At 66.6% G+C, this 16175-nt stretch carries 19 protein-coding genes; 3 read left to right on the plus strand and 16 right to left on the minus strand.

Translation table 11 applies throughout. The features are described 5' to 3' along the window. Positions 1–10 precede the first annotated feature (10 nt). The 8 genes from BA899_RS00980 to BA899_RS01015 all read right to left on the minus strand — a co-directional run bounded on the left by BA899_RS00980 (position 11) and on the right by BA899_RS01015 (position 7323). Positions 11–499, minus strand: a complete 489-nt coding sequence (locus BA899_RS00980) for a hypothetical protein (protein ID WP_144348131.1) — start codon at positions 497–499, stop codon at positions 11–13. After that, positions 496–1341 carry a PilW family protein gene (locus tag BA899_RS00985; protein WP_159299465.1) on the minus strand — a complete coding sequence of 282 codons (846 nt, stop codon included), beginning with the start codon at positions 1339–1341 and terminating at the stop codon, positions 496–498. The genes BA899_RS00980 and BA899_RS00985 overlap by 4 nt, the downstream gene beginning before the upstream one ends. Then, a complete protein-coding gene (locus tag BA899_RS00990) occupies positions 1338–1730 on the minus strand; it encodes a hypothetical protein (RefSeq protein ID WP_159299450.1) in 393 nt (130 codons plus the stop codon). Before BA899_RS00990 ends, BA899_RS00985 begins: the two co-directional genes overlap by 4 nt. 75 nt (positions 1731–1805) lie before the next feature. Further along, the gene (locus BA899_RS00995; RefSeq protein ID WP_159299451.1) at positions 1806–2525 is read right to left on the minus strand and encodes an NrdJb; all 720 of its coding nucleotides are present in this window, start codon (positions 2523–2525) and stop codon (positions 1806–1808) included. An 11-nt stretch (positions 2526–2536) separates the two neighbouring features. Further along, positions 2537–4693, minus strand: coding sequence for an adenosylcobalamin-dependent ribonucleoside-diphosphate reductase (locus BA899_RS01000; RefSeq protein ID WP_069134198.1), 2157 nt, complete (start codon positions 4691–4693; stop codon positions 2537–2539). A gap of 167 nt (positions 4694–4860) precedes the next feature. Further along, a complete protein-coding gene (locus BA899_RS01005) occupies positions 4861–5343 on the minus strand; it encodes a hypothetical protein (protein WP_159299452.1) in 483 nt (160 codons plus the stop codon). Continuing rightward, complete coding sequence (locus BA899_RS01010; protein WP_069134196.1) at positions 5343–5840, minus strand: TerB family tellurite resistance protein; 498 nt, start codon at positions 5838–5840, stop codon at positions 5343–5345. Before BA899_RS01010 ends, BA899_RS01005 begins: the two co-directional genes overlap by 1 nt. 40 nt (positions 5841–5880) lie before the next feature. Then, a complete protein-coding gene (locus BA899_RS01015) occupies positions 5881–7323 on the minus strand; it encodes a lytic transglycosylase domain-containing protein (protein WP_159299453.1) in 1443 nt (480 codons plus the stop codon). A gap of 63 nt (positions 7324–7386) precedes the next feature. Between BA899_RS01015 and BA899_RS01020 the strand changes: the two genes are divergently transcribed. Then, entirely contained in the window at positions 7387–8796 is a 1410-nt protein-coding gene (locus tag BA899_RS01020) for a phospholipase D-like domain-containing protein (RefSeq protein ID WP_159299454.1), read from the plus strand. Here the strand turns inward: BA899_RS01020 and BA899_RS01025 are convergent. Beyond that, complete coding sequence (locus BA899_RS01025; protein WP_157809116.1) at positions 8780–9484, minus strand: DUF3429 family protein; 705 nt, start codon at positions 9482–9484, stop codon at positions 8780–8782. The genes BA899_RS01020 and BA899_RS01025 overlap by 17 nt on opposite strands. Positions 9485–9572: 88 nt before the next feature. Here BA899_RS01025 and BA899_RS01030 point away from each other — a divergent pair, with 88 nt between their 5' ends. Together BA899_RS01030 and BA899_RS01035 are read left to right on the plus strand one after the other, a co-directional pair. Further along, complete coding sequence (locus BA899_RS01030) at positions 9573–10136, plus strand: DUF3833 domain-containing protein (protein ID WP_159299455.1); 564 nt, start codon at positions 9573–9575, stop codon at positions 10134–10136. Beyond that, a complete protein-coding gene (locus BA899_RS01035) occupies positions 10129–10719 on the plus strand; it encodes a chalcone isomerase family protein (protein ID WP_159299456.1) in 591 nt (196 codons plus the stop codon). Before BA899_RS01030 ends, BA899_RS01035 begins: the two co-directional genes overlap by 8 nt. Here the strand turns inward: BA899_RS01035 and BA899_RS01040 are convergent, their stop codons facing one another. The 7 genes from BA899_RS01040 to rnhA all read right to left on the minus strand — a co-directional run. Continuing rightward, positions 10720–12186: a sodium:solute symporter gene (locus tag BA899_RS01040; protein WP_148122302.1), complete on the minus strand. Its 1467-nt coding sequence runs from the start codon at positions 12184–12186 to the stop codon at positions 10720–10722. After that, positions 12183–12374, minus strand: a complete 192-nt coding sequence (locus BA899_RS01045; protein WP_159299457.1) for a hypothetical protein — start codon at positions 12372–12374, stop codon at positions 12183–12185. Before BA899_RS01045 ends, BA899_RS01040 begins: the two co-directional genes overlap by 4 nt. 21 nt (positions 12375–12395) lie before the next feature. Next, positions 12396–13538, minus strand: a complete 1143-nt coding sequence (locus BA899_RS01050; RefSeq protein WP_159299458.1) for a hypothetical protein — start codon at positions 13536–13538, stop codon at positions 12396–12398. Continuing rightward, on the minus strand, positions 13528–14310 hold the full coding sequence (locus tag BA899_RS01055; RefSeq protein WP_159299459.1) for a molybdopterin-binding protein: 783 nt from the start codon (positions 14308–14310) through the stop codon (positions 13528–13530). Before BA899_RS01055 ends, BA899_RS01050 begins: the two co-directional genes overlap by 11 nt. Further along, on the minus strand, positions 14310–15047 hold the full coding sequence (locus BA899_RS01060; RefSeq protein WP_159299460.1) for an HAD family hydrolase: 738 nt from the start codon (positions 15045–15047) through the stop codon (positions 14310–14312). The genes BA899_RS01055 and BA899_RS01060 overlap by 1 nt, the downstream gene beginning before the upstream one ends. Then, positions 15044–15772 (minus strand): DNA polymerase III subunit epsilon, encoded by a 729-nt coding sequence (gene dnaQ / locus BA899_RS01065; protein ID WP_159299461.1) that lies wholly within the window; start codon positions 15770–15772, stop codon positions 15044–15046. The genes BA899_RS01060 and dnaQ overlap by 4 nt, the downstream gene beginning before the upstream one ends. After that, positions 15772–16175: ribonuclease HI (gene rnhA / locus BA899_RS01070; RefSeq protein WP_159299462.1), on the minus strand; the 404-nt coding region annotated here is incomplete at its 5' end. The genes dnaQ and rnhA, both read right to left, overlap by 1 nt.

Here is a 16175-nt window from a genome sequence, read left to right on the forward strand (position 1 = left end):
ATCAAGGATATCACTGCAGCGCCCGCCAGGTTCGCAGCGGTGAACCGTCCACGAGCCTCGCCTGCAGCAGCACACTGGCCCGGGTGGCACCACGGCCACCGGCGAGCGCTGAGATGCGATAGCCGCAGCCACCGTCGCTGCAGTCGGGCCTGCTCACCGGGCGAAGCCGTTCGACGAGAACCCGCAGGGGTGGCGCGCCATCGTCTGTCCGGTGGGGCAGCGACAGCGTCCGGCCCTCGGCCATAAGCACCGCCCGCCAGGCACGCCGGCGGGGCACCGGCGTGGGCTGCAGGGCCGGCCGGGACCACTGCGCGGCCTGCCGGGCCGCCTCGCGCAGGGCGAACTCCGCCGCTTCGAGGGCCTGGGCCTGATCGATGGTCGCCGTGACGGTGCGAATCTGCAGACGGGCGCGCTCGAGTGCCGTCAGCGTAATGAGCGAGACGATCAACACCACGCCCAGAACCCCGACAAGCGCGATCCCGCGTTGCCGGCGTCTCATGGGCGACCGTTGCGCAGCGCAATGGTGGTGGCCAGATCCACCGACTGGGCCTGCAGCCGGATGCGGACCGCCACCACCGCTGCACCCGCCAGGTCGGCATTGCCCGACACCCAGCGATCGACAGCGCCATCACCAACGATGTCGACCCCTGCGGTGGCGCTCAGCGATTCCACGCCCACCACCAGCTCCTCACGGTGACCGCTGTTTGCCCGTCGGCGGCGGAAAAGGCTCAGGCGGTCACCGCCCACCGAGGTGTCGATGTAGTACTCGGTCCGCGCCGGCACGAGGATTTCGATGGCCTCGCCCAGCAGGCCATGCCCCCGGGTGGGCCGCTCGTTGATACCCGCCACGCCGGGGCCACGGTTCAACACCGACGGGTCGTCGCCGGCATGACGGAACAGCACGCAGTCCGTGCCGCGCCGGTCGACCACCATCACCGGCGCACCCGGTGCAATGCCATGCCGCCGATCCAGCACAAGGCGGTCGCTGCGCGTGGGCGCGTCGTTCACCCGGGCCTGTGCCTGGTGGCGCATTGACCGAAGGGTCAGGCCATCGCCGGTGGCGACCACCGGCTCGAGCCAGTCATGGCCGGCACTGATCAACGATTGGCGCCTGCTCGGGTGACAGCCCGGATAGCCCGCCTGCCGCACCGAGCGCGCCATGAGTCTCAGCGCCAGATGCAACGCATCCAACTGCTCGGCCTCCGTCTGATCGGCCCGTTCAATGGCCCGCGACATTACCAGAACCTCGCCGGCGGTGAGCACGACCATTGCCCCGAGTGCCGAGGCGATCAGCAGTTCCATCAGGGTGAACCCCCGCTGCCGCGGGGCGGGCCCGATCATGGGCGAAACACGTAGTTCAGGGACCCGGGATCCGACCGGTCGCTGACACGCCAGGTGATGGTCAATGTGCCCGGAGTGGGCGGGGGACCGGGCCATTGCACGCGGGCCTCACCCCGGGGCAACTGCTCGGCGACCCGCTCGCGCCAGGCGATGAGGCGGCTGGCCGGCAGCGGCCCCGGACGGTAGGCGCGGGCCTGCTCGGCCAGGTCCATGGCCAGAAATTGCGCCTGGACATGTTCATGCATCTGGCGCAGGTCAAGGGAGGCTCGCGATTGGCCCATCACCAGGCCCAGCACGCCCATGGCGAGCAGGCTCGAGGCCGCCAGAACCTCCACCAGCGAGCTGCCGGTCTGACGGTACGGGGGAACGGATCGGGAGAGGGAGCGCATAGCTCCAGACTAGCAAGCCGGCGATCAGCCGGGGCCACCGCTCATCGGTCGCCCCGATCCGTCAGGCCATTGCGGTCAGCCGCACTTGCTGTCGCCGCAGTTGAGGCAGGTGAGGCATCCGTCCATGACGACCATCGCCTTGACGTGACACTTGCCACACAGCTCGGCGCCGGCAGGATAACCATCGTCGCGGGCCTCGTCCGCGGGCTCAGCGGTCTCCGCCTGTTCACCCCGCGCCGTGGCCTCGGCCTTTTTCTGCTCGATGTACCGACGCTGGTGCTCATCGAGGCCCTCCGACTCGATCATGCCGATGGAGCGCAGATGCTGCTCGAGCACCTCGCCGATCTCGGCAACCAGCGACGGCATGAACCGACCACCCTTCTTGAAATATCCGCCGCGTGGATCAAACACGCTGCGCAGTTCCTCGACCAGAAAGGTGCAGTCCCCGCCCTTGCGGAACACCGCCGAGATGATGCGGGTCAGAGCGACGATCCACTGGAAGTGGTCCATGTTCTTGGAATTGATGAACACCTCGAACGGCCGGCGCAGCTCGTGCTCGGTCCCCTCGTTGAGGATCAGATCGTTCACCGTCACGTACAGCGCATGCTCGGACAGGGGCGTCTTGATCTTGTAGGTCTGCCCCTCGAGTCGCTCCGGGCGCTGCAGCTCCTCGTGCATGTGTTCGATGGCGGCCGCGGAGGGTGCACCGGCGTCATTGGCCGCCGCGGCTTCGGCCTCGGCGTCGGCCTGACCGACTTCGTAGTCGACGATCTTGGTATCGATTTTTACTGCCATGGCGTGTGTCCTCAGAATTTCCCGTAGTACCCTTCCTTGAGGGCGTCATAGAGGTTCGCGGCGGTGTGCACTTCGCCGTCGTACTCGACCTCGTCGCCGCCTCTCACCTCGACGGTGCGACCATCCTCGAGCTTGAACCGATAGATCGTGTTCTCCAGATCCGACTCCTTGACCAGCACACCCTGAAACGCCTCAGGGTTGAAGCGGAACGTGGTGCAGCCCTTGAGGCCGTTTTCGTAGGCGTACTGATAGATGCCCTTGAAGTCCTCGTAGGGATACTCGGTAGGCACGTTGGCGGTCTTCGAGATGCTCGAGTCCACCCATTTCTGGGCCGCGGACTGGATGTCGACGTGCTGCTTCGGGGTCACATCGTCAGCGGCGATGAAGTAGTCGGGCAGATTGCGGGTCTCCGCATCCATGCTCGGCAGCGCGTTTTCGTTGATGAGCGTGCGATACGCAAGCAGCTCAAAACTGAATACGTCCACCTTCTCCTTCGACTTCTTGCCCTCCCGGATCACATTGCGGAAGTAGTGATGGGCAAAACTCGGCTCGATGCCGTTGGAGGCATTATTCGCCAGCGACAGGCTGATGGTGCCCGTGGGCGCGATCGAAGTGTGGTGCGTGAACCGGGCCCCCTTTTCGACCAGTGCGTCGACAAGCTCCGGCGCCTCGCCGGCGACCCGCTGCATGTAGCGGCTGTAGCGTCCCCAGAGCACCCGACCCTTGATGCTGTCACCCACCTTATAGCCGGCATCACGCAGCTCGGGGCGCCAGGCCATCATGCGCTCGGTCAGCGTGAAATCCTCTTCCATGATCGGCGCCGGGCCCTTTTCCTCGGCAAGGCGCAGCGCCTCGCGCCATCCCTCCAGGGCCATCTCGCGGGAGACGTCCTCGGTAAAGGCCAGCGACTCCGGCTCGCCATACTTCATGCGCAGCATGGTCACCGTGGAGCCCAGCCCCAGAAAGCCCATGCCGTGACGGCGCTTGCGCTCGATCTCCTCGCGCTGCCTGTCCAGCGGCAGACCGTTGATTTCCACCACGTTATCAAGCATGCGGGTGAACAGCGCCACCACCCGGCGGTACTCGTCCCAGTCGAAATGGGCGCGCTCGGTGAAGGGCTCACGGACGAACTTGGTCAGGTTGACCGAGCCCAGCAGGCAGGCGCCATAGGGCGGCAGGGGCTGCTCACCGCAGGGGTTGGTCGCGCGGATTTCCTCGCAGAACCAGTTGTTGTTCATCTCGTTGACGCGATCGATGAGCACGAACCCCGGCTCGGCATAGTCGTAGGTCGAGGTCATGATCATGTCCCAGATCCGCTGCGCCTTGACCCAGCGATAGATCCGGCAGGCCACCAGCCCGTCCTCGCGGGTCAGATAGCCGCTTTTGCGGTTGGGCCACTCGCGCCACAGGACCTGATCGGGATCGTTGACATCGACCCCCTCGCTCTCGGCCTCATCGGGCTTGATCGGGAACGCCAGCGGCCAGTCGCTGCCCTCCCGCACGGCCTGCATGAAGCCGTCGGTGATCAGCAGCGAGAGATTGAACTGACGCAGCCGCCCGTCCTCGCGCTTGGCGCGGATGAAGTCCATGACGTCGGGATGGCCGACGTCGAAGGTCGCCATCTGGGCGCCGCGACGGCCACCAGCGGACGACACCGTAAAGCACATCTTGTCGTAGATATCCATGAACGACAGCGGCCCCGAGGTGTAGGCGCCGGCACCGGAGACGTACGCGCCCTTGGGGCGCAGCGTCGAGAACTCGTAACCGATGCCGCAACCGGCCTTCAGCGTCAGACCCGCCTCGTGAACCTTGTCGAGGATGTCGTCCATGGAATCGCCCACGGTGGACGAGACGGTGCAGTTGATCGTCGAGGTGGCGGGCTTGTGGTCCCAGGCACCGGCATTGGACGTAATGCGGCCGGCGGGGATGGCCCCGTGGCGCAGCGCCCAGAGGAACTGCTCGTACCAGTGCTCACGATCCTTCTCGGGCTCGACATCGGCGAGCGCCCGGGCGACCCGCTTGTAGGTATCGTCAACCGTCTTGTCGACGACCACATCTTCCTTGGACTTGAGCCGGTACTTCTTGTCCCAGATATCCGCCGAGGCGGGTTGAATGGGGATATCCGTTACGGCCTTGGGGAGCGCACGCAATTTTGTTGCGGTCGTCATGGGAGTCTCCTTGCGCTGGTCGATTCATCTCGGGAACCGCGACAGAGGCGGCTTGCCGGCGGTTATCCACAACATGTATCGGGATTCGTCGCAATGCCCACTACATGTTGTGTAATTGACCCCAGCTTAACCCAACACAGGCACAAGTCAACCCGCGCCGGCGGGCGTCAGCACTCGATGTCGTGATCGGTAACGGGGATGAACCGGGCGCCGTCGCACTCCGGCTGCAGGACCAGGATATCGGCCTTCCTGAACACCCCCGGTCCGAGTCCCTGGCTCTGATGCGCCAGGGCTTCGACGGTTGGCGTTTCCAGGGCCGCTTCGGGCAGATCGAGCAGAAACCCGATGACCCGCTCGTCATCGAGGGCAAGCGCCCAGTCGGTTTCGTTGTGCACCCGCAGGAGTTCGCGATCGAGATCCGGATCATCAGCGGCCCGGGTGCGGCCCGCCGTGACCGCCTGCATCAGCCGCTCGGCCAGCGCCGTACTGGCCTCGCCACTGCGATCACCGGGGACCTGCGGCCCCCCGGCATCAACAAACGCCCGGGCAAACGTCAGCCGATCGCGGCTACCGGCTTGGCGGACCGCCTGGCGACCCGCCGCGATCGCATCGCGGATGCGTGCAACCTGTCGGGCCCGGAATGCCGCCATTACTCGTAGTCGTCGTAGTCGCCAAGGTGACTGGTGGCGGTGTAGTCCCGCTGGACCTTGAGCTTGGCGGCGATGAAGTCGCTGTGCTCGATGTAGAGCAGTTCGGCGATCTTGCGCACCAGATGCTCCTCGTATCGGTCCATTTCGGCGTCGGCAAGGCATACGCGCCACAGCAGCTCCACCACCCGGCACTTGCGGGCGTAGTCAAACTGCTGGTTGATCAGCTGGGTGAACTCAAACTGATCCACCGCCTCGTGGACCTCCTGATCGGCCAGATCGATGACTTCTGAAGTTTCTTCCGGCGTGAGCTCGAAGACCTCGATGATGCCGTCGTGGATGGCCTGGAATTCGACGCTATGGCGCTGGTTGTCGGCCTGCGCCATTTCGATAAGGAGTGCCGCCGTGGCGAGCTGCAGCCGATGCGGCTCCGGGTCGTCGGCGGTCGCTGCACCCGGGTTGATCCGCGTTTCGTAGAACTGCTTGATGGCTTCAATCATCTCGAGGACCTGGTTGCGTTCATCCGGAACGTCCCTCTTATCAGGGCTCGTCGGCCATGTCGACCACGGCGACCGACGCGGCGCGGCTGACAATCAGCTGCTGGCCCGCTTGGATCCGGTCGGGATGATCAAGTTCATTCAGACGCATCAGCTGATCGGTACCAACGTCGTGACGCACCGCAATGGCACCGAGGGTGTCCCCCGGCCGGACTTCATACTGCCGGCGGCCCACGCGGCGGGGGTCGGACCCGGCAAGGGGCAGATCCAGGCGCTGGCCGGCCCGCAGCCGGCGTGGATCGGCAAGGCCGTTGGCGGCCATCAACGCGGGGACATCGACGTCATATCGCATGGCAATGCCGGACAGGGTCTGTCCGGCCTGCACACGATGCACCTGACTGGGGCGCTGGTCCTGATACAGCCGATCCCCGGGCAGTCGCGCCACGGCAGCTGCCCAGTCGCCCTGATCCGCCCGCGGCAGGACCAGACCGTAGCCGCGTGGGATGAATTTGCGGCCGTCCCAGACCGACGGACCGAGGGCGGGGTTGAGGCGCTGCAGCGTGCCCCGGTCGATGGCCAGCTCCGTCAGCAGGGTGTCGACCGGTGTGTAGTGCGGTAGCTCGACGCGCATGACCGGGGCCGGTGCCTCGCGCTCCAGATCGGGAAAGTACCGGCGGGCATCCCGGTCCACCCGGGCGGCGGCGATCAGGGCCGGATAGAAATTCTTCGATGAAAACCCGAAACGCGCCCCCTCGTAGTGCTCGCGGATCTCCATGTACTGCGTCGAGCCGACGGCGCGGACCGCACGAAGCATGCCATTGAGGCCGTGGTTGTAGGCGGTGATGGCCAGTGGCCAGTGGCCGATCTCGGCGTAGTTGTGGGCCAGGAGCGCGGCCGCCGCGGTGGTGCTCCGCCACGGGTCAAGCCGCTCGTCGATCAAGGGATCGATACGCAGGAACCGCCGCCCGGTGCCGGCCGTGAACTGCCACAGGCCAGCGGCACCGGCGTGCGAACGGGCCCGGGGATTGAACGACGACTCGACGTGGGGGAGTGCCGCCAGTGCCGCGGGCACACCGCGCTCAGCCAGTGCGGTGCGAATATGCGACCGCCACCGCCCGGAGCGCACCAGCCCCTCGCGGAAACGCTCGCGCAGCCCGCCCTGAAAACGCAGCCGTTCGGCCAGCGCCGGCGAACCTGCGGCGTTCAGTGCCTTGCGATGCCGCGCCAACGCCGCCTCAATCGCGTCGCGGCGGGCCTGCCATTGGGGCGGTCGCGGCACATCGATACGGGCGATGATCCGCATCTGCCCGTCGGTGTCGTGGATCACGCCCTCACCCACCCCTACGTCGGTGTAGATGCGCTCCCAGAAGGCGATGGCCGGCTCCAGCGCCGCCGGTACCGGCAGGCTGGCCGAGGGTGCGGCGGCCGCCGGGCCCGCAGCCGCCAGCAGCAGGCCGGTTTGCAGGATACGTCGAAGGGTTAACATGGCACCCTCACTGTGGGGATGGACACCTCATTAGGATAGTAGTCTTGGAGAGGGGCGCAGACAATGCAGCCGGTACAATGGATTCTCGTGGTGGCTGTCGCCCTCGTCTCGACCGCCAGCGCCGTCCACGCGCTGCTGTTCAAGCGCGAGCCGGCGGCGGCGTTCGGCTGGATCGCCTTCTGCCTGCTGTTTCCGGTGGTCGGCCCGATCTTCTACTACCTGCTGGGGATCAACCGCATCCGCATGCGCGCCCGACGCCTGCGCGGCGAGCAGCTGGCCGGGCTCGACGTGGCGAGCGCCAGCGTGCCCGAATCCATCCCCACCGCCTTTCGCACGCAGGCCCAGATCTCGCGGGCGGTGACCGGGCTGCCCATGACCCACGACAACCGCATCGAGAGTCTGGTTGGCGGCGAGGCGGCCTACCCCGCGATGCTCGAAGCCATCGAGCAGGCCACCGACCGGGTCTATCTATCCACCTATATCTTCGAGAGCAATCAGACCGGCCAGCGATTCGCCGATGCGCTGGCCGCCGCCACGGCGCGTGGCGTTGACGTGCGGGTGCTGCTGGACGGCGCCGGCGAATTCTACAACCGGCCGGCGATCCGCCATCGCCTGCGCCGTGACGGCGTGCGCGTCGAGCGCTTCCTGCCCCCGCGGCTGATCCCCCCGAGCCCGGTCATCAACCTGCGCAACCACCGCAAGCTGCTCATCACCGACGGCGGGACGGTGTTCGTCGGTGGCATGAATATCGGCGATCGCCATCTCATCGAGCGGCCGGATCACCGCGAGGGCATCCGCGATATCCACTTCCGCGTCAACGGACCGGTCACCCGGCAGCTCGAGGATGTCTTCCTCGACGACTGGGAGTTCATTACCGGTGAGCGCCCTGATCTGCCATCGTCAAGCGCGCCGACGGCCGGTGGCGCCGCCCTCGGTCGTACCCTGGTCGACGGCCCCAACGAGGACCTGCATCGGCTGACCATGGTGCTGGTGGGGGCGGTGGCAGCCGCGCGCGAGCACATCGCCATCATGACGCCCTACTTCCTCCCACCCCGGGAGCTGGTCGCAGCGCTGCAGGCGGCCGCCGTGCGCGGCACCCGCGTCGACATCATCCTGCCCGGCCACAACAATCTGCCATTCATGCACTGGGCGAGCCGCAACATGCTCTGGGAGCTGGTCAAATGGAACGTCGGCGTCTATTACCAGCCCGGCCCATTCGATCACACCAAGCTGATCGTGGTGGACCGGCATTACACTCAGGTCGGATCCGCCAACCTCGATGCCCGCAGCCTGCGGCTCAATTTCGAGATCATGCTCGAGGTCTATGACACGGACTTCGGCGGGCGCATGGCCCGCCATATCGAGGCGGCGCGGCGCGAGGCACACCGCGTGACACTCAGCGAACTCGACGAGCGACCGATGCTGCCGCGCATCCGCGACGCCATTGCGTGGCTGTTTACGCCGTACCTGTGAACGGCAGCAGCGCCAGCCATCCGGCCGCCAGGGCAACGGCCGCCCCCACACTCAGCACCGTGCGCAGTCGCCGGAACCAGCGCGGCAGCGTCGGCTCAACGAATCGGTACTCGCCGTAGCGCCAGGCGATGAAGGCGGCGGCCATCACTGGCAATGCGATGATCACTGGCAGCATCAGCACCACCCAGGCGACCAGCGCCGGGATCACCGAGGTGTAGAAAGCGGCTGGCGGCGGATTGCGCTGACCCATGGCGAGCCCCCAATGGATCGCGCCGATGAACGACAGGATCACCGCGCCATAGGCGAGCAGCCAGTCGCTGGTCCAGGCCATGCCCAGCCAGGGACCCGCCGCGGTGGCGGCGAACGGGATCAGGCCCAGATAGCCCATCCAGTCCGCTGCCATGCGGTGCCGCCCCTCGGCCTGCAGACGGGCGCTGGCGGCGCGCAGACCACCGACAAAGTGGCCCCCGATGAACACCTGGGGCAATGTCGCGGAGCCGGTCAGGGCCTTCAGACGGGCGAACTGCTCGCGGTTTTCCGCTGAACCCATGCCCATTTCCACCGCCCGCCAGTCGCGCCCCGAGTCCTCGAGCAGCTCATCAAGCCCGCCCAGGTCGGTGACGGTGGAATGAAACACGACAACGTCCGCGCTGGCGGCCAGCTCCCGAAGGCTTTGATCGTCTGACATGGCGCATCCCACGGTTGAGAATTCTACGTGCATGATAGGGTCAAATGAGGCATAACCCAATCTATCAACGCATGCCCCGGAGGTTTTCATGACGCGACTTCGCCTGCTGGCCCTGTCCCTTGTCACAGCGGTCACCCTTGTCCTCGCCGGCTGCGCGGGGGTAGCGCCCGAGGACTACGCGGGCACCTCACCCGAACTGCGCCTGGAGGAATACTTCGACGGCGAGGTGACCGCCTGGGGGATGTTCCAGTCGCGCAGCGGCGAGGTGAAGCGGCGGTTCACCGTGGACATCACCGGGACCGTCGAGGGCGACCGGATCACCCTGGATGAACGGTTTGCCTATGCGGATGGCGAAACCGACCGCCGGGTCTGGGAGATCGAGCGCATCGACGAGCACACCTATGAGGGCACGGCCGGTGATGTGGTCGGCGTGGCCAAGGGCAAGCGCTATGGCAATGCCTTCAACTGGCAGTACACCCTCGCCCTCGAAGTGGGCGACCGGACCTGGAACGTGCAGTTCGACGACTGGATGTATCTGCACGACGACAACACCCTGGTGAATACCGCCGAGGTGACCAAGTTCGGCTTCCGGGTCGGGACGGTGACGCTGTTCTTCCGGCGCGACGATGCCGGGGAGGCAGACAATGGGTAACCTTCTGATCGCGGGACTCACCGCCATCATGCTGATGGTGCCGACGCTGACGGGTGCCACGGTGGAGCAGAACGGCGCGCGTTTCGATGAACGCATCGAGCAGGCCGGTGAGCGACTGCGCCTGACCGGCACGGGCGTCGCCAAATACCGGATCGTGTTCACCGTCTATGCCGCGGGTCTGTATCTGCCGCCCGATGCGGATGCCGATCAGGCACTGGCCACGGACACGCCCCGGCGCCTGGAAATCGAGTATTTCCATGACATCAGTGCCGAGGACATCATCCGGGCCGCCAACACCAAGCTCGACGAGCAGCTGAGTCCGGCCCGGCAGACCCGGCTTCAGCCAAAGATCGACCGCTTCCACGCGCTGTTCCAGGCCGTCTCGGACGGCGATCGCTACCGCATGGAATACATTCCCGGTGAGGGGACACGCCTTGCATTCAACGGCAAGCCGGTCGGTCAGGTGGCCGGGGGCGATTTCGCCGCGGCGTATTTCGGGATCTGGCTGGATGCCGACGATCCGCTGACCCGCGGACTGCGCCGGGATCTGCTGGCAGGCGCGGAGTCCTCCGGAACCGACTGATCAGCGGATGCGGTGCTCCGCGAGTCCCGCCTCGACTGGCGCCAGAAACGCATCGGCCCGGGCCGAATCCGCCCGGGTCGCCAGGCTGACGCCCACGAAAAGGGCCACGGCGAGTGCGCCGCCGCAGATCGAGGCGGGAATGCCCAATGGATCGAAACCGGTCAGCTGCAGGGCCGTCACCACCACGCCCGCTCCGAGCATGCTGACAATGGCGCCGCTTGCCGTACCCCGCCGCCAGAAAAAGCAGCCGACAATGCTCGGCACCGTCACCAGCAACCCCGACGACGCCGCCACCGACAGCACGGTGATCAGGTCGAGCTGCAGCCGGGCAAAGAGGATGGCCAGCGCGGTGACGATCAGTATCACCGCCTGACCGGCGATCATCTGATGGCCACCGCTCGGGGCGAGGGGTCGATAAAGGTCCCGCGCGGCCAGCGCGGACAGGCTCAGCAGAATCGAGTCCACCGTGGACACGGCCGCGGCGACGATCCCCACCACCAGCACGATCGCCACCGGCGCCGGGACCGCATCGGTGGCCAGCAGACGCGGTGTGGCGAGGTCGGGCTGGTCCAGATCGGGCACCAGCTGCAGGGCGGAGAATCCCCAGATGACCGAAATCAGGGTGTAGACAAAGCCAAGAATCAGAAAGCCCAGCAGCATGGTGCGCATGGCACCGATGGACTCGGTGGTGAACAGCCGCTGACTGACCTGCGGGTTGCTGATCGAGAAGAAAAACCACGGCACGGTCAGACCGATGAACGTGGTCAGGCTGAACAGGCCGGGACCCGGCACGCTCAGCCATTCGCCGTGGTCGGCCCGGGTCGATTCGAGGAACGCCACCGGGCCGCCCAGCGCGGCGATCACGAAGCCCGCCGCGATCAGGCTGGTCACCAGCATGACGACCACCTGCAATGCATCGGTCCAGAGCACCGAGCGCATGCCCGCCGCCAGCGTCCAGATCAGCGCCAGTGCGGCGCCGATCAGGATCCCCTGCTCAAAGCCGATTGCCGCGTCAGTCACCCCCGAGACCAGGTAGCCGATGCCCATGAGCTGGACCGCGCTGTAGGGGATCAGGAAGACGCAGGCGGTCAGCGCCATGACCGCCCCCACCCAGCGGCTGGCGTAGCGATGGCTGAGCATCTCAGCGGGCGTAATGAAGCCGAAAGCGCGACTGGCCAGCCAGAACCGCGGGCCAAAGATCGCCACCAGTCCGAGACCGGCCAGATACACCAGCTCGAAGCCCAGGGCACCGACACCGCCGGCATAGGTCAGCCCGGCGAGCCCCACCATCATGAACGCGCTGTAGGTGGTGGCGCCGTAACTGAGCGCCGAGATGATGCCACCCGCCCGGCGTCCGGCCAGATAATACTCCGCCGCCCCCGCGCCCAACCCACGGCGCGCGGCAAAGGCGACACCAATGCCGATCAGGGCGTAGACGGTCAGCGCCGCGATCAGGCCCGGGGTCATGGCCGCCAGCCCGAAACGAGGCGCGCGATCAGACCGATCGCCACCGCACCAAACACCAGCCAGACCAGAAACGCCCCGTGCCATACGGGCTGATCGCCCAGCAGCCCGTAGGGCACCGCATAAGCGAGGACAATGGCCACGGCCAGCCACGCCAGCGTTCGATTGCCGCGTCGGCGATAGTCACTCATCACAGACATCCTTGGCGATTGTCAGTCGTAGCGCGCCCGGGGGTCGGTACCGGTCAGCAGCTGCGCCGCCACCACGCAGGTCAGCCCGAAGGGCAGATAGCCCGCGTACCCGAGCAATGGCATCTCGAAGATGTGGAGCACCTGAGCGTTGGGGATATGGTACGTCCAGCGCGCCAGACTGAATACATTCCATAGCTCCCAGCACAGTCCACAGAACAGTGCCGCCAACACGGCCAGCCAGGCATCGCGCCACTGCCCGGTGGCGACACCGCTGAACAGATGACGCTCGCCGCTGATCGCCTGAATGGCGACGATCAGCATCGGCGGCCCGACCCAGACCAGTGAGAAGAACGTATCCGGCCGGATCGCAATCGCCACAAGCCCGAGACCACCCGCCACCAGCACCGCCCAGGCGGTCGCCACCGGCCGCGGAGGGCTTATCCGAATGAAATCATCCAGCCCGCGGGACAGCGTCGGCCAGGTGGCGAACAGGTCACGGGTGACGAGCACGGCCGGCAGCACCGTGCTGAACGGCAGCGCCGAGCGCACGAACCAGTTGAGCGCATCATGCTCGGCCACGCCGGTGCCGGTATAGATCCAGTTGCCGGTGAACTGGTTGAGGTACTCGAACAGATACCAGAACAGTGCGCTCGCCGGGAATAGCGCCAGAAACCGCCGGGGTTGCTCACACAGTAGCACCCGCCCGCCGCGCTGCCGGATCCAGGCACTGATCACGCCGATATAAGCGAGCCACAGGGGCGTAAAGCTGTAGCGGCGCAGTGTCTCGAACCCCGGGATCGGCACCCAGGCGATCACCCAGACAATCAGCAGAGCCACCAGCGCCACACTGCCCCAGCGCGGCCATCCCGCCGACGCTGTCCGTGGCGCCGGCGCGCCATCGGCGGTGCGCCGGTTGGCCACAATAATGCGGACCACGAACGGTAGCAGCGTGCCGACGATGAGCACCGCGTAGAGCGTGAAGACCGGCAGCGAGAAACTCCCCGGCGCCGGTTCCAGCGGCCTTGGCGGAAAGCGCAGATAGACCTCGGGGTCGCCGCCGGCGAGCAGCCGGCCGAGCAGCGGTGCCATGATCATGAGGGCCACCACCGCCAGGGTCTGGCGCAGGTGCGAGCGGCCTCGCCTCTCGAGCACCTCAGTCGCCATCGCCACCGCTCACCGGCGCAGGGCGCACGCTGAAGCCCATGGCCTCCACCGCCTCGCGGAGCGCCCGCATGGCGGCCTCCACCGCGGCCGGTGCGCCGCGCAGCCCCAGCTCCAGCGAGTAGCCGTCCTCGCGCAGCGTTGGCAGGCAGGACAGGCGCAGCTCGGGATAATCCCCCTCGAAGCGCTCGAGGAGCGGGATCACATCGCTTTCCCGGGCATCGTGGACGATGATCGATGCCTCGGTCAGCCGATCCGGGTCCTGCCACCCGGCATAGTGCTCATCGAGAACCCACTCCATCATGGGCCAGGCCATGCTCGGGAAGCCGGGCATGAAGTGATGGCCGGCGACGCTGAACCCCGGCACCTGATTGACCGGGTTGGGGATCACCGATGCGCCTTCGGGAAACTCCACCAGATGCAGCCGGCGTGAGGGTTCGACCGGCCGGCCGAACCGCGCCTCCAGCATGGCGACCCCTTCAGGGTGAAACGCCAGCGGCCGTCCAAGCGCGGCCGCGGCGCACTGGCGCGTGCGATCATCGGGCGTGGCACCGATGCCGCCACAGCTGAACACCACATCGTCCCCGGCAAAGGTTTCCTCGAGGGTTCGGGTCACCAGAGCCGGCTCATCGCTGATCATGCGCACCCAGCGCAGCTCGAGCCCGCGATCGGCGAGCAGGCCCACCAGGTGCGGGAAGTGTTTGTCGCGGCGCTTGCCGGATAGGAGTTCATCCCCGATCACGATCAGGCCGAAGCCCTGTACCGATTCAGCCATCACGCCGACTCCCGGATCAGTCCCAGCAGCATGCCCTCGAGGCCCGCGAGGCTGTCGACGCGGGTATGCGGCACATCGGGCACGTCATCGGGCCAGCCGGCATCATCACGATTCAGCCAGACGGCCTGCAGGCCACTGGTCGCCGCCCCGTAGACATCGCTGTGCACGTCGTCGCCGATATGGATGATGCGCTCGGGCGCAACACCGGCGCGTGCCGCGGCCGTCTCGAACACCAGGTGTGAGGGCTTAGCGGCGCCCAGATCAACAGCGGACAGCGAAAAGTCGAAGTACCCCTGCAGCCCCACACGGGCGATCTCGGCGTTGCCATTAGTGATCGCGCCGATGGGGAGGCGGCCATGCAGGGCCCGCAGCAGAGGCAGTGTGTCCGGATAGAGCCGAACGGCATGGCGGGCCTCGAGGAATACCTCAAAGGCCTCCTCCACCAGCGTATCCAGGGCCGCGCCCCGATAGCCCGACACCTCACCGGCCCGACGCAGCCCCGCGCGGCGCAGTGCGGTGACATCATGGGCGATATCCGGGCGCTCAGCGGCGATCCCGTCGCGCAGGGTCCTCAGGCCCTGCGGGTCGAAACGCGCCGCCACCGCCGGGTAATGCTGTTCGAGCAGGCCCTGGCAGACCGCCTCGGCATGCTGGAGGACACCGTTGAGATCCCAGAGGGTGAAGTCGAGATCAAAAGTGACCGCGCCAATGGGCGCATTGAGCGAACGCTGCGTCACGCGCGGGCCTCCCCGGTCAGCGACCGCCAGACACATGCGCCATCGCTGTCACGGTCGAGCTGCTCCAGCCATGAGGCATGCGCGGCCGCTTCCTCGGCGGTGGGCTCGATGACCGGCAGACGGGGACGATCGGCACTCACCGCCTGGTCGCCGGCCACCGGCTGGGCCGGCCCCTCATTATCACGGGCCCCCAGGTGCAGGGTGACCTGCCCGCCGGTCATGGCCAGATAGACTTCGGCGAGGATTTCGGCGTCGAGCAGCGCGCCATGCAGGCTACGCCCGCTATTATCAATGGCATACCGCCGGCACAGTGCGTCAAGGCTGTTGCGCTGCCCGGGATGGCGGCGCCGGGCCAGTGCCAGACTGTCGGTGACCCGGCAGTAGTCGGCCAGCTGCCCCCATTGCGCGCCCAGGCGCGAGAATTCGCTGTCGAGGAACCCGACGTCGAAAGGGGCGTTGTGGATGATCAGCTCGGCGTCGGTGACGAAGTCGATGAAACGGGCCGCGATGTCGGCAAACCGGGGCTTGTCCATCAGGTATTGATCGGTGATGCCGTGCACTTCGACCGCTTCGGGGTCGACGCTGCGATCGGGGTTGAGGTATTCGTGAAAGCGTCGCCCGGTGGGTCGCCGCTGCTCAATCTCATATCCACCGATCTCGATGATCCGGTGACCATTCTCAGGCTCGAGCCCGGTGGTCTCGGTATCGAGGATAATCTGTCGCATCAGTTGTCTGCCCCTTCCAGCTCATCGATTCCGCGGTTGGCAAGATCGTCCACGCGCTCATTGCCATCATGGCCGGTATGCCCGCGCACCCAGTGCCAGCGTATCTCATGACGCTGGGAAAGCGTATCGAGACGCTCCCAGAGGTCGCGGTTCTTGACCGGCTGGCGGCTGGCGGTTTTCCAGCCCCGCCGTTTCCATGCGGCCATCCACTCGGTGATGCCCTTGCGCACGTACTGCGAATCAGTGGTCAGATCCACCGAGCAGGGACGACTCAGCGCTTCCAGCGCCTGGATGGCGGCCATCAGCTCCATCCGGTTGTTGGTGGTCCGGGCCTCCCCGCCGTGCCGCGTTTTCCCGCCCCCGTCGTAGCGCATCAGCAAGCCCCCGCCCCCTGGCCCCGCGC

The organism is Spiribacter sp. SSL99, assembly GCF_009805925.1.
GTDB lineage: Bacteria > Pseudomonadota > Gammaproteobacteria > Nitrococcales > Nitrococcaceae > Spiribacter > Spiribacter roseus.

Excerpts from the sequence above, each read along its gene's own strand:
- BA899_RS00980 (WP_144348131.1), bottom strand. The coding sequence starts at position 499 with ATGAGACGCCGGCAACGCGGGATCGCGCTTGTCGGGGTTCTGGGCGTG.
- BA899_RS00985 (WP_159299465.1), bottom strand. The coding sequence starts at position 1,341 with ATGATCGGGCCCGCCCCGCGGCAGCGGGGGTTCACCCTGATGGAACTG.
- BA899_RS00990 (WP_159299450.1), bottom strand. The coding sequence starts at position 1,730 with ATGCGCTCCCTCTCCCGATCCGTTCCCCCGTACCGTCAGACCGGCAGC.
- BA899_RS00995 (WP_159299451.1), bottom strand. The coding sequence starts at position 2,525 with ATGGCAGTAAAAATCGATACCAAGATCGTCGACTACGAAGTCGGTCAG.
- BA899_RS01000 (WP_069134198.1), bottom strand. The coding sequence starts at position 4,693 with ATGACGACCGCAACAAAATTGCGTGCGCTCCCCAAGGCCGTAACGGAT.
- BA899_RS01005 (WP_159299452.1), bottom strand. The coding sequence starts at position 5,343 with ATGGCGGCATTCCGGGCCCGACAGGTTGCACGCATCCGCGATGCGATC.
- BA899_RS01010 (WP_069134196.1), bottom strand. The coding sequence starts at position 5,840 with ATGATTGAAGCCATCAAGCAGTTCTACGAAACGCGGATCAACCCGGGT.
- BA899_RS01015 (WP_159299453.1), bottom strand. The coding sequence starts at position 7,323 with ATGTTAACCCTTCGACGTATCCTGCAAACCGGCCTGCTGCTGGCGGCT.
- BA899_RS01020 (WP_159299454.1), top strand. The coding sequence starts at position 7,387 with ATGCAGCCGGTACAATGGATTCTCGTGGTGGCTGTCGCCCTCGTCTCG.
- BA899_RS01025 (WP_157809116.1), bottom strand. The coding sequence starts at position 9,484 with ATGTCAGACGATCAAAGCCTTCGGGAGCTGGCCGCCAGCGCGGACGTT.
- BA899_RS01030 (WP_159299455.1), top strand. The coding sequence starts at position 9,573 with ATGACGCGACTTCGCCTGCTGGCCCTGTCCCTTGTCACAGCGGTCACC.
- BA899_RS01035 (WP_159299456.1), top strand. The coding sequence starts at position 10,129 with ATGGGTAACCTTCTGATCGCGGGACTCACCGCCATCATGCTGATGGTG.
- BA899_RS01040 (WP_148122302.1), bottom strand. The coding sequence starts at position 12,186 with ATGACCCCGGGCCTGATCGCGGCGCTGACCGTCTACGCCCTGATCGGC.
- BA899_RS01045 (WP_159299457.1), bottom strand. The coding sequence starts at position 12,374 with ATGAGTGACTATCGCCGACGCGGCAATCGAACGCTGGCGTGGCTGGCC.
- BA899_RS01050 (WP_159299458.1), bottom strand. The coding sequence starts at position 13,538 with ATGGCGACTGAGGTGCTCGAGAGGCGAGGCCGCTCGCACCTGCGCCAG.
- BA899_RS01055 (WP_159299459.1), bottom strand. The coding sequence starts at position 14,310 with ATGGCTGAATCGGTACAGGGCTTCGGCCTGATCGTGATCGGGGATGAA.
- dnaQ (WP_159299461.1), bottom strand. The coding sequence starts at position 15,772 with ATGCGACAGATTATCCTCGATACCGAGACCACCGGGCTCGAGCCTGAG.